Genomic DNA, 15,114 nt, shown 5'->3' with positions numbered 1-15,114 from the left:
GCCGGCCGCGTCGGTGCGTGTCTGCCGGTCGGGCGGGTCTACTTCTGGGAGATCCAGGCCAGTGCCTGCTGGGCGACCTTCTCCAGGTAGGGGCCGCTCAGGGTGGTGTGGGCGCCGGTGCCGATCGAGGTGTTGCTGACCAGGGCGGTCCGGCCGTCCGGCATCGGGGCGAACCAGCCGCCGCCGCTGGCACCGGCGGTCATGGTGCAGCCGATGGTGAGCATCGCCGGGCGGGCCGCGTCGAAGGACAGCCGGGCGGGCCGGCCGCCGTCGCACCGGTCCAGCTCCTGGCCGTTGAACGGCTTGACCGCCGGATAGCCCCAGGCGGAGATCCGCAGCTGCTCGCGCGGTGCGTCGAACCACACCGGCACGGCGGTGCCGATCGCCTCCTCCAGCGACTTCGAGGGGTCCTGCGGGTCGTGCACCCGCAGCACCGCGAAGTCGTACTGGTTGGCGGCGTCCCCGCTGTGCCCGCCCTCGGCCGGCCACAGCGGCGAGGTCACCACCTTGTCGGCCCACCACTGGCCGAGCGGCGCCACCTCGGCGAGCGGAGCCCTGCGGCCGCCGCTCGCCGCGCCCGAACTGTTGTAGGCCGGCACGAAGATGATGTTCTTGAACCAGTCGCCGTCCTTGCCCTGGTGGACGCAGTGCGCGGCCGTCCAGACCAGGTTGGACTTCCCCGGGTGCGACGGATCGGCGACCACCGTCGCCGAGCACTGGCCGATGCCGCCGCCCGGCGCGTTGCTGAACACCTTCCCGGAGGCCGGGTATCGGGTGTACGGGCGCTCCACCGGGACGGCCGGGACCGGTGTCGGATCGGGCTCGGCGCTCCCGTCCCCGGGCGGCGGCGCGGTGGGCGGCACCGTGGGCGGTGCCGGCTGCTGCGGGGCGGCGGCGTCCATCCGGTCCGGATTCCACAGGTCCCGCACCACCGGGTTGCGGAAGACGTGCGCGGACGCCCACCTGTCCCAGTCCGCGTACGTCCAGTGGCGCAGCTCGTCCCAGCTCCGCGGCAGCCCGGCCAGCAGCCCCGAGGGCAGGTCGGTCGGCAGCTTCAGCCGGCCCGCCCGTGCCGATGCGGCGCTGCCCGACGGCTCCGGCGTGCCCCCGCCCTCCGGAGTGCAGGCCGCGACGGTGAGCAGCAGTGCCGCGGCGAGTGCCGCGAGCGGCCCCGCCCGTCCGATGTGTGCCATGGCTACGTCCCCCCTGACGTCGCTGCGGCCGAATCGCCGCCGGTGAAGTCTGCCATCACCGGCACGGCCGACGTCGCTGGGGTGCACGCCGGTTGACAAGAGGTCACCGAACCGTGACCCGGACGCACCGTCAGCACACACCACCCCCACGGGTGAGCAAACGGCTCCGTTTCACCACAACGAGTGAGGAGCTTTTGTGGTCGGGTGCCCCAGGAAGGTAACCCTTACCTGTCGCCTTCCGGGTGCCGTCCCCCGCCGCACCCGTTCGACCCCGCGCCGGCCGACGGCGCGCACCCAAGGAGCAGCCTTGAGCACCGCCCTCACCGGAGCCCCGACCCCCGCCGCACCGCCCGGACCAGCTGCCCCCCGAGCGCGCCGCACCCCGGACGACGACCCCCTGCACGATCCCCTTCCCGGCGCCCTTCCCGACCCGCCGGACCACCCCGGGACGGACGACCCGCTGCTCCACCCCGACCCCGCCACCGCCGCAGAACACGCCACCACCGAAGCCGTCCTGCGCTGCTGGGCCCGCGAGACCGGCACCCGGCCCGACGCCGCCGGACGCCTCAACGCCCCCGTCCTCGGCGGCGCCGCCCGGCTCAGCGCCCCCGTCCGCTACTGGTCGCCGTGCGGCCGCCACCGCTTCGGCCCCGCCACCGTCGGCACCGGGCCCGGCGGCCCCGCCGCACCCGTCGACGCCGTCACCGCCACCGCCCTGCTCGCCCGCACCGCCGACGGCGACGGCCGGCACACCGACCCCGGCCGGATCGCCGACCTCGCCGCCCGGGTCGCCGACTCCGTCGCCCGCACCACCGAGATCCTCGCCCACCGCCGCACCGCCGCCGACCCCGCCGGCCACACCCCCTTCCTCCGCTCCGAACAGGCCCTGCTGCTCGGCCACCCCCTGCACCCCACCCCCAAGAGCCGCGACGGCCTCGGCCCCGCCGAGAGCCGCGCCTACTCGCCCGAACTCCACGGCTCCTTCCGCCTCCACTGGTACGCCGTCGACCGCACCCTGCTCGCCGCCGACTCCGCCACCGCGGAGAGCGCCGACCGGATCACCGAACGGCTCCTCGCCGCCCCCCGCCTCCTGCCGCCCGGCACCGCCGCCCTGCCGCTCCACCCCTGGCAGGCCCGCGAACTCGCGCTGCGCCCCGCCGTCGCCGCCCTGCTCGACCAGGGCCTGCTGCACGACCTGGGCCCGCACGGCGACCCCTGGCACCCCACCTCCTCCGTCCGCACCGTCACCCGCCCCGGCACCCCCTGGATGCTCAAGCTCTCGCTCGGCCTGCGGATCACCAACTCCCGCCGCGAGAACCTCCGCAAGGAACTCCACCGCGGCACGGAGGTCCACCGCCTGCTCGAAGCCGGCCTCGCCGCCGAGTGGCGGGCCGCCCACCCCGGCTTCGACATCGTCCGCGACCCCGCCTGGATCGGCGTCGACCACCCCGGTCTGACCGACCCCGACGGGCTGTCCACCGTGCTGCGCCACCAGCCGTTCGGCCCCGCCGACCGCGTCCACTGCCTCGCCGGCCTGCTCGCCGAGCACCCCGCCGGGCAGCGGCTCGACTCGCACCTCGGCCGCCTCCTCGCGGCCCTCGCCGACCGCACCGGCCGCCGCCCGGGCACCGTCGCCGCCGAATGGTTCCTGCGCTACCTCGACGCCGTCGTCCTGCCCGTCCTCTGGCTCGACGGCACCGCCGGCATCGCCCTGGAGGCGCACCAGCAGAACAGCCTCGTCCTGCTCGACCGAGACGGCTGGCCCGTCGGCGGCCGCTACCGCGACAACCAGGGCTACTACTACCGCGACTCCGCTGCCGAACGGCTCACCGCCCGGCTGCCCGGCCTCGGCAGCGCCAGCGACACCTTCGTCCCCGACCGGGTCGCCGACGAGCGCTTCGCCTACTACCTCGGCATCAACCACGTCCTCGGCCTGATCGGCGCCCTCGGCGCCCAGCGGCTCGCCGACGAGGAGGTGCTGCTCGCCGCCCTGCGCCGCTTCCTCGCCGGCCCGCGCGCCGCCGCCACCGGCTCGGGCCTGCCCGCCCACCTGCTCACCGCCGCCGCCCTGCGCTGCAAGGCCAACCTGCTCACCCGGCTGCACGGCCTCGACGAACTCGTCGGCCCGGTCGAGACGCAGTCCGTCTACGTCGACATCCCCAACCCGGTGGCCGCCGCATGACCCCGGCCACCGCCCCGGCCCCGGCGGCTCCGGCACCGGGGGAGCGCCCGGCCCCGCCGGACGGCGTCGCCGACCACGGCCCGATCGCCACCCCCGCCGGCGAGTTCCGGCTCCGCCCCGTCCGGCTGCCCGACGACCTCCCGCTGATCGCCGGCTGGATGAACGACCCCGCCGTCGACACCTGGTGGCAGCTCGCCGGGCCGCCCGACCGCACCGAGCGGCACCTGCGCGCCCAACTCGACGGCGACGGCCGCAGCCTGCCCTGCCTCGGCCTGCTCGACGGCACCCCGATGAGCTACTGGGAGATCTACCGGGCCGACCTCGACCCGATCGCCGCCCACTACCCGGCGCGCCCCCACGACACCGGCATCCACCTGCTGCTCGGCCCGCCCGCGGCCCGCGGCCGCGGCCTCGGCGCCGTCCTGCTCGCCGCCCTCGCCGACCACGTCCTCGCCCGCCGCCCCGACTGCCACCGGGTGCTCGCCGAACCCGACCTCCGCAACACCGCCTGCCGCCGCTCCCTCGAACGGGCCGGCTTCCGGCAGGCCGGCGAACTCGAACTCCCCGACAAGCGCGCCGCACTGATGGTCCGTTCCCGGCCCGGTCCCCGCCCGCTCCCCGCCCCCCGCGACGGCGGCGAACCGTACGACCTGCTCGGCGTCGGCATCGGCCCCTTCAACCTCTCCCTCGCCGCCCTCGCCCACGGCGCCGCCGACGCCGTCTCCGCGCTCTTCTGCGAGGCCGAGCCCGAGTACCGCTGGCACCCCGGAATGCTCGTCGAGGGCGCCCGGATGCAGGTGCCCTTCCTCGCCGACCTGGTCTCCCTGGTCGACCCCACCAGTCCCTGGAGCTTCCTCAACTACCTGCGGCACCAGGAACGCCTCTACCCCTTCTACTTCGCCGAGCGCTTCCAGCTCTCCCGCCGCGAGTACGCCCACTACTGCCGCTGGGTCGCCCACCGGCTGCCCAACTGCCGCTTCGGCGCCCCCGTCACCGCCCTGCGCTGGGACACCGCCGAGCGGCTGTTCCGCGCCGAGGCCGGCGGCGAGGAGATCCGCGCCCGCAACGTCGTCCTCGGCGTCGGCACCCGCCCGCACCGGCCGGCCGCCTTCGCCGACCTCGCCGGCCACCCCCGGGTCTGGCACTCCGCCGACTACCTGCAACGCCGTGACAGCCTCGACGGCGCCCGCGACATCACCGTCCTCGGCTCCGGCCAGTCCGGCGCCGAGGTCTTCCTCGACCTGCTGCGCCGCCGCGCCGACGACGGCACCCGGCTGCGCTGGCTGAGCCGCACCCGCGCCCTCGCCCCCATGGAGTACTCCAAGCTCGGCCTGGAGCACTTCACCCCCGACTACACCCGCTACTTCCACAGCCTCCCGCGCGAGGTCCGCGACGACCTGGTGCCCGCCCAGTGGCAGCTCCACAAGGCCGCCAGCGCCGAGACCCTCGCCGAGATCCACGACCTGCTGTACGAGCGCTCCGTCGGCCGCCCGCCCGGCGGCGACCCGGTCGAGATCGTCCCGGGCACCGCCGTCACCGCCGCCCGCAGCGGGCCCTGCGGCGGCCTCGAACTCCACTGCCGGCACACCGACTCCGGCGCCGACCACGTCCTGCGCACCGACGCCGTGGTGCTCGCCACCGGCTACCGCGCCACCCGCCCCGAGGCCCTCGACCCGATCGCCGCCCTCATCGACTGGGACGAGCGGGGCCGCTACCGCGTCGACCTGGACCACCGCGTCGCCACCCGGCCCGAACTCACCGGCGGCCTCTACGTGCAGAACGCCGAGCTGCACACCCACGGCGTGGGCACCCCCGACCTGGGCCTCGGCGCCCACCGCGCCGCCGTCATCCTCAACGCCGTCGCCGGCAAGGAGCTCCACCCGCTGCCCGCCCGCACCGCCTGGACCAGCTTCGCCCCGCCGGGCGGCGCCTGAGCACCCCAGCCGACCCGCCGGGGCGGCCCGCCGGGCCGGGGCGCACGGGGCGCCCGGCCCGGCGGGCGGGCCGACCCCGCCCGCCTCGGCGCGCACCGATTGTCGGCGGCGCGCAATAAGGTGGGCGGCGTCATGACGAACGACTCCGCACCCCTGCCCCTGCCGGGCGACGACACGCCGGCCCCCGTACCGCGCTCCCGCATCCCCGAGCTGCTGCACGCCGCGGTCACCGCGGTCGGCGGCGTCGAGCGCCCCGGCCAGGTCAGGATGGCCGAGGCCGTCGCGGACGCGGTCGACGAGGGCGAACACCTCCTCGTCCAGGCCGGCACCGGCACCGGAAAGTCCCTCGCCTACCTGGTGCCCGCCCTCGCCCACGGCGACCGCGTCGTGGTCGCCACCGCCACCCTCGCCCTGCAGCGCCAGCTCGTCGAACGCGACCTGCCGCGGACGGTCGACGCCCTGCACCCCGTGCTGCGCCGCCGCCCGCTCTTCGCGATGCTCAAGGGCCGCTCCAACTACCTGTGCCTGCACCGGGTGCACGAGGGCACCCCGGCGGACGAGGGCGAGGGCCTGTTCGACGCCGCCGAGGTGCTCGGCGGCCCGAGCAGCAAGCTCGGCCAGGACGTCGTGCGGCTGCGCGACTGGGCGGACGAGACGGAGACCGGAGACCGGGACGACCTCTCGCCGGGCGTCTCCGACAAGGCCTGGGCCCAGCTCTCCGTCAGCTCCTCCGAGTGCCTCGGCGCCTCCAGGTGCCCCTACGGCCAGGAGTGCTTCGCCGAGGCCGCGCGCGAGCGGGCCAAGGTGGCGGACGTCGTCGTCACCAACCACGCGATGCTGGCGATCGACGCCATCGAGGGTGCCCCGGTGCTGCCCGAGCACGGGCTGCTGATCATCGACGAGGCGCACGAGCTGGTGAACCGGGTGACCGGTGCCGCCACCGCCGAGCTCACCGTGCACGCGGTGAACCGGGCCGTCCGGCGGGCCGCCAAGCTCGCCAACGAGAAGGCGGTGGACGCCCTCCAGGCCGCCGCCGAGAACTACCACGGGCTGATGGAGACCGCGCAGCCCGGCCGGGTCGAGGAGCTGCCCGAGTACCTCGCCTACGCCGTCACCGCGATCCGGGACGCCGCCCGCCAGGTCATCACCTCGCTCGGCGAGACGCGGGACCGCTCGCTCTCCGACGAGGACGCGGTGCGCAAGCAGGCCATGGCCTCCGCCGAGTCGCTGCACGAGACGACCGACCGGCTGCTCCAGGACTCCGCCTACGACGTGGTGTGGATCGAGCGCAGCGACCGCTTCGGGGCCGGCACGGCCTCGCTGCGGGTCGCCCCGCTCTCCGTCTCCGGCCTGCTCCGGGAGAACCTCTACCGGGACCGCTCGGTGGTGCTCACCTCGGCGACCCTCAAGCTGGGCGGCGACTTCAACGGCGTCGCCGCCTCGGTCGGCCTGCCGGTGGAGGGGCGGCTGCCCGACGAGCGGACGCCGGACGAGCCGGAGCCCGACGGCGGCGAGGACGCCCCGCCGTCCTGGCGCGGCCTCGACGTCGGCTCGCCGTTCACCTACCCCAAGCAGGGCATCCTCTACGTCGCCAAGCACCTGCCGCCGCCCGGCCGCGAGCCGGACCGGCCGGCGATGCTGGACGAACTCGCCGAGCTGATCGGCGCGGCCGGCGGGCGGACGCTCGGCCTGTTCTCCTCGATGCGGGCCGCCCAGGCCGCGGCCGAGGCGCTGCGCGAGCGGCTGGACAACCGCATCCTGCTGCAGGGCGAGGAGACGCTCGGCGAGCTGATCAAGGCGTTCGCCTCGGACGCCGAGTCCTGCCTGTTCGGCACCCTGTCGCTCTGGCAGGGCGTGGACGTGCCCGGTTCGGCCTGCCAGCTGGTCGTCATGGACCGCATCCCCTTCCCGCGGCCGGACGACCCGCTGATGAGCGCCCGGCAGAAGGCGGTCGAGGAGGCCGGCGGGAACGGCTTCATGGCGGTCGCGGCGACCCATGCGGCGCTGCTGATGGCGCAGGGTGCGGGTCGGCTGGTCCGTGCGGCGGACGACCGGGGTGTGGTGGCGGTGCTCGACCCGCGCCTGGCCACCGCCCGGTACGGCGGCTTCTTCCGCTCGTCGATGCCGGACTTCTGGTACACCAACGACCGCAACCAGGTCCGCCGCTCGCTGGCGGCGATCGACGCCTCGGCCCCGCCGGTGAAGCCGGTGAAGTAGGAGCCCGGCGGCGACGGCCCGCGAGGGTGCCGGACGGACAGAAGGGGGCGCGGGGAGCCGCGCGGGCCGTGAGCCCCGCGCAGTTCTCCGCGCCCCCGTGCGTCTGCCCGTCAGAGGCGCCGCAGCACGGCGACGACCTTGCCGAGGATGGTCGCGTTGTCGCCCGGGATCGGGTCGTACGCGGGGTTGTGCGGCATCAGCCAGATCTTGCCGTCCTCGCGCTTGAGGCGCTTGACGGTGGCCTCGCCGTCGATCATGGCGGCGACGATGTCGCCGTTCTCGGCGACCGGCTGCCGGCGGACGGTGACCCAGTCGCCGTCGCAGATGGCCGCCTCGATCATCGAGTCGCCGCGGACGGTGAGCGCGAAGAGCTCGCCCTCGCCGACCAGCTGACGCGGCAGCGGGAAGACGTCCTCGACCGTCTGCTCGGCGAGGATCGGGCCGCCGGCGGCGATCCGGCCGACCAGCGGCACGTAGGAGGTCGAGGGGCGGCCGGCCGTCTCGGCGGTGTTCGGGCGGGCGACCTCGACGCCGCGGACCTCGTAGGCGCGCGGGCGGTGCGGGTCGCGGCGGAGGAAGCCCTTGCGCTCCAGGGCCATCAGCTGGTGGGCGACGGAGGAGGTGGAGGAGAGGCCGACGGCCTGGCCGATCTCGCGCATGGACGGCGGGTAGCCCCGGCGCTGGACGGAGTCCCGGATGACCTCGATGACCCGGCGCTGGCGCTCCGTCAGGCCGGCCTCGTCGGTGCGGATCCCGGGCGGGCGGCCGGGCAGGGAGCGGGTGGGGGCGGGCGCGCCGAGCACGGTGTCCTGCACGGCGGCGTGCTCGATCGGCTGGCTACGGCTCATGCTGTGGTCCACGCCTTGCTGGTCCGTGGTGCGCGCGGAGCGCTCCTGCACCGGGATGGAGTTGCTCTTGAGTTCTACGGTGTTCATCGCGGCCCCTCATTGGACAGGCGTTTCTCCCTTGCCCTGCTCAACTGGTGCCCCTATCGAAAGGTTGCGCCAAACACACGTTCGAGTGAATTATTTAGCAGTCCGCTGACGCGATCAAGGCTTTGGGTGTACATCGATTAAATGTTCGACTCCGGCAGTCTATTTCACCGGCCCCGGAGATTTCGACCCGGTCCGCGGAACGCGCCGCTCGAACGGCGGCGCAGGCACTGCGGACGAACCGGATCCGTTCGGCGTGGCGTGACCCCCGAGCGCTAGATCTTGTGCCAGTCTCACCGGTCGGGCCCACAGGTTGTGGTCGAGCTTGCTGTGGACCCCCGCTCATCGCGTAGAGTGGCCCGGTCCGCTGTCATGCCCTTCGGGAGGGAGTCCTCAGGTGCACTGCCCCTTCTGCCGGCATCCTGACAGCCGGGTCGTGGACAGCCGGGCCAGCGACGACGGCAGTTCCATCCGCCGCCGCCGCCAGTGCCCCGACTGCGGCCGCCGTTTCACCACGGTGGAGACCGCGACCCTGATGGTGATCAAGCGCAGCGGCGTCACCGAGCCCTTCTCCCGCGAGAAGGTGATCTCCGGCGTCCGCAAGGCCTGCCAGGGCCGGCCGGTCAGCGAGGACGCGCTCGCCCAGCTGGGCCAGCGGGTCGAGGAGTGCGTGCGCGCCTCCGGCAGTGCCGAGCTGTCCACCCATGACGTCGGTCTGGCCATACTGGGCCCGCTCAAGGAGCTCGACGTCGTCGCGTACCTGAGGTTCGCGTCGGTCTACCGGGCCTTCGACGGCCTGGAGGACTTCGAGGCCGCCATCGCGGAGCTCCGCGCCGAGCGGCCCTTCGTCCCGGAGGACGGCGCCGCGCTGTCCTCCCACGCCGCCGCCGCGCCCTAGGGCCGCGGCAGGCCACCGCTCCGACCGTCCGCGGTCGGCGCATGCCCGCTCGACGGGTGCAGAACACAACACAACGTGCGAAAGCGGTCGGCGTTCCGTGCTGCCCGCACACCAGGAGAAGCGAACCACCGGATGTCCCGCAAGCCGGAAGCATCGGGGCGTCCAGGGCGTTTGCCCAGGAGGAGGAAGAAGAAGTGACTGACACGACGAGCGGTTCCGCACGCGGGTCGAAGTCCGGCAAGGCGACCAAGGCGGCCGGCAAGGCTCCCGAGGGCGGCCTGCGGATCGGGCGCATCTACACCACTCCTGGCGTCCACCCCTACGACGAGGTGACCTGGGAGCGCCGCGACGTCGTCATGACCAACTGGCGTGACGGCTCGATCAACTTCGAGCAGCGCGGCGTCGAGTTCCCCGACTTCTGGTCGGTCAACGCGGTCAACATCGTGACCTCGAAGTACTTCCGCGGCGCCGTCGGCACCCCGCAGCGCGAGTGGAGCCTCAAGCAGATCATCGACCGCGTGGTGCTCACCTACCGCGCCGCCGGCGAGAAGCACGGCTACTTCGCCACCCCGGACGACGCCGAGACCTTCGAGCACGAGCTGACCCACGCCCTCCTCCACCAGGTGTTCAGCTTCAACTCGCCGGTCTGGTTCAACGTCGGCACCAAGCAGCCCCAGCAGGTCTCCGCCTGCTTCATCCTGGCCGTCGACGACTCCATGGAGTCGATCCTCGACTGGTACAAGGAAGAGGGCATGATCTTCAAGGGCGGCTCCGGCGCCGGCCTCAACCTCTCCCGCATCCGTTCCTCCAAGGAACTCCTCTCCTCCGGCGGCAACGCCTCCGGCCCGGTCTCCTTCATGCGCGGCGCCGACGCCTCCGCCGGCACCATCAAGTCGGGCGGCGCCACCCGCCGCGCCGCGAAGATGGTCGTCCTGGACGTCGACCACCCGGACGTCGAGGCCTTCATCGAGACCAAGGTGAAGGAGGAGGAGAAGATCCGCGCCCTGCGCGACGCCGGGTTCGACATGGACCTGGGCGGCGACGACATCACCTCCGTCCAGTACCAGAACGCCAACAACTCCGTCCGCGTCTCCGACGAGTTCATGACCGCGGTCGAGAACGGCACCACCTTCGGCCTGCGCGCCCGGATGACCGGCGAGGTCATCGAGACCGTCGACGCCAAGAAGCTGTTCCGCAAGATGGCCGAGGCCGCCTGGGCCTGCGCCGACCCGGGCATCCAGTACGACTCGACCATCAACCACTGGCACACCTGCCCGGAGTCCGGCCGCATCAACGCGTCCAACCCCTGCTCCGAGTACATGCACCTGGACAACTCCAGCTGCAACCTCGCCTCGCTCAACCTGATGAAGTTCCTCCGCGACGACGACTCGTTCGACGCCGGGACCTTCGCCAAGGTCGTCGAGCTGGTCATCACAGCGATGGACATCTCCATCTGCTTCGCGGACTTCCCGACCGAGAAGATCGGCGAGACCACCCGCGCCTTCCGCCAGCTCGGCATCGGCTACGCCAACCTCGGCGCCCTGCTGATGGCCACCGGCCACGCGTACGACTCCGAGGGCGGCCGCGCCCTGGCCGGTGCCATCACCTCGCTGATGACCGGCACCGCCTACCGGCGCGGCGCCGAACTCGCCGGCGTGGTCGGCCCGTACGAGGGCTACGCCCGCAACGCCGCCGCTCACCGCCGGGTCATGCAGCAGCACGCGGACGCCAACGCCGCCGCCGTCGCGGTCGACGACCTGGACGCCCCGGTGTGGGCCGCCGCCACCGAGACCTGGGGCGACGTCGTCCGCCTCGGTGCGGCCAACGGCTTCCGCAACGCGCAGGCCTCCGTGCTCGCCCCGACCGGCACCATCGGCCTGATGATGGACTGCGACACCACCGGCGTCGAGCCGGACCTCGCGCTGGTCAAGTTCAAGAAGCTCGTCGGCGGCGGCTCGATGCAGATCGTCAACGGCACCGTGCCGCGCGCCCTGAAGCGCCTCGGATACCAGGACGAACAGGTCGAGGCGGTCGTCGCCCACATCGCCGAGCACGGCAACGTGATCGACGCCCCCGGCCTGAAGACCGCCCACTACGAGGTCTTCGACTGCGCGATGGGCGAGCGGTCCATCTCGCCGATGGGCCACGTCCGGATGATGTCGGCGATCCAGCCGTGGATCTCCGGCGCCATCTCCAAGACGGTCAACATGCCCGAGAACGCCTCGGTCGAGGACGTCGAGGAGATCTACTTCCAGGCGTGGAAGCTCGGTGTGAAGGCGCTCGCCATCTACCGCGACAACTGCAAGGTCGGCCAGCCGCTCTCGGCCAAGACCAAGACCCCGGCCGTCGAGGCGAAGGCCGCCGAGGCGCCCGCCGCGGTCGAGAAGGTCGTCGAGTACCGCCCCGTCCGCAAGCGCCTGCCGAAGGGCCGCCCGGGCATCACCACCTCTTTCACGGTCGGCGGTGCCGAGGGCTACATGACGGCCAACTCCTACCCGGACGACGGCCTGGGCGAGGTCTTCCTGAAGATGTCCAAGCAGGGTTCGACCCTCGCGGGCATGATGGACGCCTTCTCCATCGCCGTCTCGGTCGGCCTGCAGTACGGCGTGCCGCTGGAGACCTACGTCTCGAAGTTCACCAACATGCGCTTCGAGCCGGCCGGTCTGACGGACGACCCGGACGTGCGGATGGCGCAGTCGATCGTCGACTACATCTTCCGCCGCCTGGCGCTGGACTTCCTGCCGTTCGAGACCCGCTCCGCGCTCGGCATCCACTCCGTCGAGGAGCGCACCCGCCACCTGGAGACCGGCTCCTACGAGCCCGTCGAGGAGGAGGTGGACGTCGAGGGCCTCGCCCAGTCCGCGCCGCTCGCCGCCCCCAGGGCTGCCGAGCAGCCCGCCCCGGCGAAGCCGCAGGCCGCCCCGGTCCAGGCCCACAACTCCACCGAACTGGTGGAGATCCAGCTGGGCCTGAACGCCGACGCGCCGCTCTGCTTCTCCTGCGGCACCAAGATGCGCCGCGCCGGCAGCTGCTACCTCTGCGAGGGCTGCGGCTCCACCAGCGGCTGCAGCTGACGGCGGGCGCAAGCGCCGCCGACGCGCCGGTGAGCACCTGCCGCTGAGCGTGCCGGGCCGCACGTGAGAGAGGGTGTCGACCACCGGTCGGCACCCTCTCCGCCGTTCCCCCGCGTGGCGCCCGTCCGCGTCGGCCCCGGCGGGGAGGGCGTGCGGCATGATGGGCGGATGGAACTCGAGCCGTACCGGCGTGAGTTGGTGGCCTACTGCTACCGGATGTCGGGCTCGTTCCACGAGGCCGAGGACCTGGTGCAGGAGACCCTGCTGCGGGCCTGGAAGGCCCGGGACCGCTACGACCCGGCGCGGGCCTCGGTGCGGACCTGGCTGTACCGGATCGCCACCAACGTGTGCCTGACGGCGCTGGAGGGGCGCGGGCGGCGGCCGCTGCCGTCCGGGCTCGGGGTGCCGAGCGACGATCCCGGGGCGCCGCTCGTGCCGGCGCCGGACGTCCCCTGGCTGGAGCCCTTCCCCGACGCTCGGTTCGACGCCGAGGCGCGGGCCGACCTGCGGCTCGCGTGGGTGGCCGCCGTGCAGCACCTGCCCGCCCGCCAGCGTGCGGTGCTCGTCCTGCGCGAGGTGCTGGCGTTCTCCGCCGCCGAGGTCGCCGAGCAGTTGGGGACCACGGTCGCCGCGGTGAACAGCGCGCTGCAGCGGGCCCGCGCGGCCGTGGCCGGGGTGGGCGACGCCGGCGAGGTCCGGGAACCGGACGATCCCGAGGTGCGGGCGGTGGTCCGGCGCTACGTGCGGGCGTTCGAGGCGGCCGACGTCGCGGCGCTGGTGCGGCTGCTGGCCGAGGACGCTGTCCTGGAGATGCCGCCCGTGCCGCTCTGGTACCGGGGCAGCCGGGACTACGGCCTGTTCCTGGAACGCGTCTTCCGGATGCGCGGCACCGGCTGGGGCATGCGGCGGCTCACCGCCAACGGGCAGCCCGCGCTGGCCGCCTATGCGCCGGATCCCGGTGGCGGACTCCTTCTGCACACGGTGCAGGTCCTCACCGTCGTCGGCGGCCGGGTCGCGCACAACGCGGTGTTCGCGGATCCGCGCGTCCTCGAAGTGTTCGACCTGCCGCGACGGATTTCCGCCGAGGAGTTCCGGCGGCGGCGATGAGTCCGGGCGGTGCGGCCGGTACGTACCGGTGAACACCGCACCGAAGGGAATCCGCCGTGAGCGTCGTCGTCATCGAATTCATCACCCTGGACGGGGTCGTGTCCGACCCGGACGGGTCCGGGGGAACGCCGCTGGGCGGCTGGGCCTTCCGGTTCGGCCGGGAGGCCGTCGCCGGGGACAAGTTCCGGCTCGGCAGCACGCTGGACGAGGGGGTCATGCTGTTCGGGCGGGAGACCTGGCAGCTGTTCTCGCGGCTGTGGCCGGGCCGCGACGACCCGTTCGCCGTCCGGCTGAACGCCGTGCCGAAGCTCGTCGCGTCCCGCACCCTCACCGACACCTCGGCCTGGGCCAACTCCCGCCTGCTGGAGGGGGACCTGGTCGACGCCGTCAAGCGCGAGCAGCGCGATGTGATCGTCACCGGCAGCCTGAGCGTCGTGCACCGGCTGATGGCCGAGGACCTGGTCGACGAGTACCGGCTGCTGACCTTCCCCACCGTCCTCGGCACCGGCCGCCGCCTGTTCCCGGCCGAGGGCCCGCACGCCGACCTGGAGTGCCGGTCCGTCCGGCGGATCGGCGCCGCCGTGCTGAGCACGTACCGCAGGGCCGGCTGATCCCTGCCGCCGGGGCCGGCCGTCCGCGGTGCCGCGAGTCCGGGGTGCCGCGGGTCCGGGGTGGCACCCGGGCGGTCAGGCCGCCGGGGGGAGGTGCCGTGCGGCCGCCAGGGCGGCCACCGTGCGGAGCTTCGCGAAGTAGGCGCGGCAGTACGCCTCGTCGATCAGCGGGACCACCCGGTCGAGCTCGGTGATGTACCGCCAGAGCGCGGCGGTCCGGTCGGCGTCGAGTCCGCCGTCCAGCTCGCGCCGGACGAGTCCGGCGACGTCGGCGTCCAGGAGGATCAGTTCGACGCCCGCGATGTCCACGCCGCGGAAGCTGTCGGGGTAGGGCGCGCGCCGGTGCTCCTCCCACAGCAGGGCGAGCCGGTCGGCGGACCCGGCAGCGCCGGTGTCCGGGGCCGCGGCCCCGGCCGTGGGCGGCGGTCCGAGGAGCATGGCGACGGTGTCGAAGACGGCCCGCAGCAGTTCGACGGCCCCGGCCGGGTGGACGGCGGCGCTGGTCGCGGCGCCCCGCGCGAGCCGGTCGCGCAGCAGCAGGGCCCGGTCGAGCACGGCGGCGCGGTCGGTCGTGACGAGCCCCGCGCGGACGGCCCGGTCGAGCAGTTCGCGCAGCGGCCGCTCGGTGGCCAGGCGGTCGACGAGGACGTGCTCCAGGGCGAGGAGGGAGTGCGTGACGGCGGCGGTGGCGAACTCGTACCGGTGGTAGGAGTGCCGGACGAGTTCGCGGACGGTCTCCAGCGTGCTCATCACGTCCATGGACGCCCGGTCGGGCGGCACCAGCCCGGCGATCAGGTCCTGCATGGCTGCGAAGTCGGGGACGAGGCCGCGGGCGCGCGGGTCGGGGGCGGGCCGGGCGAGCGGGCGGGGCGCCGACGGATGGGGCGCCGACGGGTGGGAGTCCACCCGCGCAGTCTGGTCGGCCGACGGGCCGCGGTGCCAACGGATTTGCACCGCAGGGCCGGA

10 protein-coding genes are annotated in these 15,114 nt (G+C 73.9%); 7 read left to right on the top strand and 3 right to left on the bottom strand.

The features are described 5' to 3' along the window. Positions 1-38 precede the first annotated feature (38 nt). Positions 39-1,193 (bottom strand): hypothetical protein, encoded by a 1,155-nt coding sequence (locus tag AB0442_RS14025; protein WP_366162851.1) that lies wholly within the window; start codon positions 1,191-1,193, stop codon positions 39-41. Positions 1,194-1,590: 397 nt separating this feature from the next. Between AB0442_RS14025 and AB0442_RS14020 the strand changes: the two genes are divergently transcribed. From AB0442_RS14020 to AB0442_RS14010, 3 genes are all read left to right on the top strand, one after another. Beyond that, a complete protein-coding gene (locus AB0442_RS14020) occupies positions 1,591-3,375 on the top strand; it encodes an IucA/IucC family protein (protein WP_366162884.1) in 1,785 nt (594 codons plus the stop codon). Beyond that, positions 3,372-5,309: a GNAT family N-acetyltransferase gene (locus AB0442_RS14015; RefSeq protein WP_366162850.1), complete on the top strand. Its 1,938-nt coding sequence runs from the start codon at positions 3,372-3,374 to the stop codon at positions 5,307-5,309. The genes AB0442_RS14020 and AB0442_RS14015 overlap by 4 nt, the downstream gene beginning before the upstream one ends. 132 nt (positions 5,310-5,441) lie before the next feature. After that, positions 5,442-7,526, top strand: a complete 2,085-nt coding sequence (locus tag AB0442_RS14010) for an ATP-dependent DNA helicase (protein WP_366162848.1) — start codon at positions 5,442-5,444, stop codon at positions 7,524-7,526. Positions 7,527-7,636: 110 nt separating this feature from the next. On the opposite strand, the gene lexA is transcribed toward AB0442_RS14010, so the two are convergent. Next, a complete protein-coding gene (gene lexA / locus AB0442_RS14005; protein ID WP_344623225.1) occupies positions 7,637-8,461 on the bottom strand; it encodes a transcriptional repressor LexA in 825 nt (274 codons plus the stop codon). 394 nt (positions 8,462-8,855) lie between these two features. Between lexA and nrdR the strand changes: the two genes are divergently transcribed. The 4 genes from nrdR (at position 8,856) to AB0442_RS13985 (ending at position 14,148) form a co-directional block, all read left to right on the top strand. Continuing rightward, positions 8,856-9,356, top strand: a complete 501-nt coding sequence (gene nrdR / locus AB0442_RS14000; protein WP_363542337.1) for a transcriptional regulator NrdR — start codon at positions 8,856-8,858, stop codon at positions 9,354-9,356. Between the two features lie 194 nt (positions 9,357-9,550). After that, positions 9,551-12,430 (top strand): vitamin B12-dependent ribonucleotide reductase, encoded by a 2,880-nt coding sequence (locus AB0442_RS13995; RefSeq protein WP_366162846.1) that lies wholly within the window; start codon positions 9,551-9,553, stop codon positions 12,428-12,430. A 168-nt stretch (positions 12,431-12,598) separates the two neighbouring features. After that, entirely contained in the window at positions 12,599-13,537 is a 939-nt protein-coding gene (locus tag AB0442_RS13990) for a sigma-70 family RNA polymerase sigma factor (RefSeq protein ID WP_366162844.1), read from the top strand. 56 nt (positions 13,538-13,593) lie between these two features. Further along, positions 13,594-14,148 carry a dihydrofolate reductase family protein gene (locus AB0442_RS13985; protein ID WP_366162842.1) on the top strand — a complete coding sequence of 185 codons (555 nt, stop codon included), beginning with the start codon at positions 13,594-13,596 and terminating at the stop codon, positions 14,146-14,148. Between the two features lie 75 nt (positions 14,149-14,223). Here the strand turns inward: AB0442_RS13985 and AB0442_RS13980 are convergent, their stop codons facing one another. Then, complete coding sequence (locus AB0442_RS13980) at positions 14,224-15,054, bottom strand: hypothetical protein (protein ID WP_366162840.1); 831 nt, start codon at positions 15,052-15,054, stop codon at positions 14,224-14,226. Positions 15,055-15,114: the final 60 nt, after the last annotated feature.

Origin of the sequence: Kitasatospora sp. NPDC085895 (genome assembly GCF_040702125.1) — a bacterium.
Classification (GTDB): domain Bacteria; phylum Actinomycetota; class Actinomycetes; order Streptomycetales; family Streptomycetaceae; genus Kitasatospora; species Kitasatospora arboriphila.
Note: the sequence above shows the minus strand (reverse complement) of the source record. Positions and strands in the feature narration are given on the sequence as shown.

What these genes read in the sequence shown, in the direction of transcription:
- AB0442_RS14025 (WP_366162851.1), bottom strand. Translation starts at nt 1,193, where the DNA reads ATGGCACACATCGGACGGGCGGGGCCGCTCGCGGCACTCGCCGCGGCA.
- AB0442_RS14015 (WP_366162850.1), top strand. Translation starts at nt 3,372, where the DNA reads ATGACCCCGGCCACCGCCCCGGCCCCGGCGGCTCCGGCACCGGGGGAG.
- AB0442_RS14010 (WP_366162848.1), top strand. Translation starts at nt 5,442, where the DNA reads ATGACGAACGACTCCGCACCCCTGCCCCTGCCGGGCGACGACACGCCG.
- lexA (WP_344623225.1), bottom strand. Translation starts at nt 8,461, where the DNA reads ATGAACACCGTAGAACTCAAGAGCAACTCCATCCCGGTGCAGGAGCGC.
- AB0442_RS13990 (WP_366162844.1), top strand. Translation starts at nt 12,599, where the DNA reads ATGGAACTCGAGCCGTACCGGCGTGAGTTGGTGGCCTACTGCTACCGG.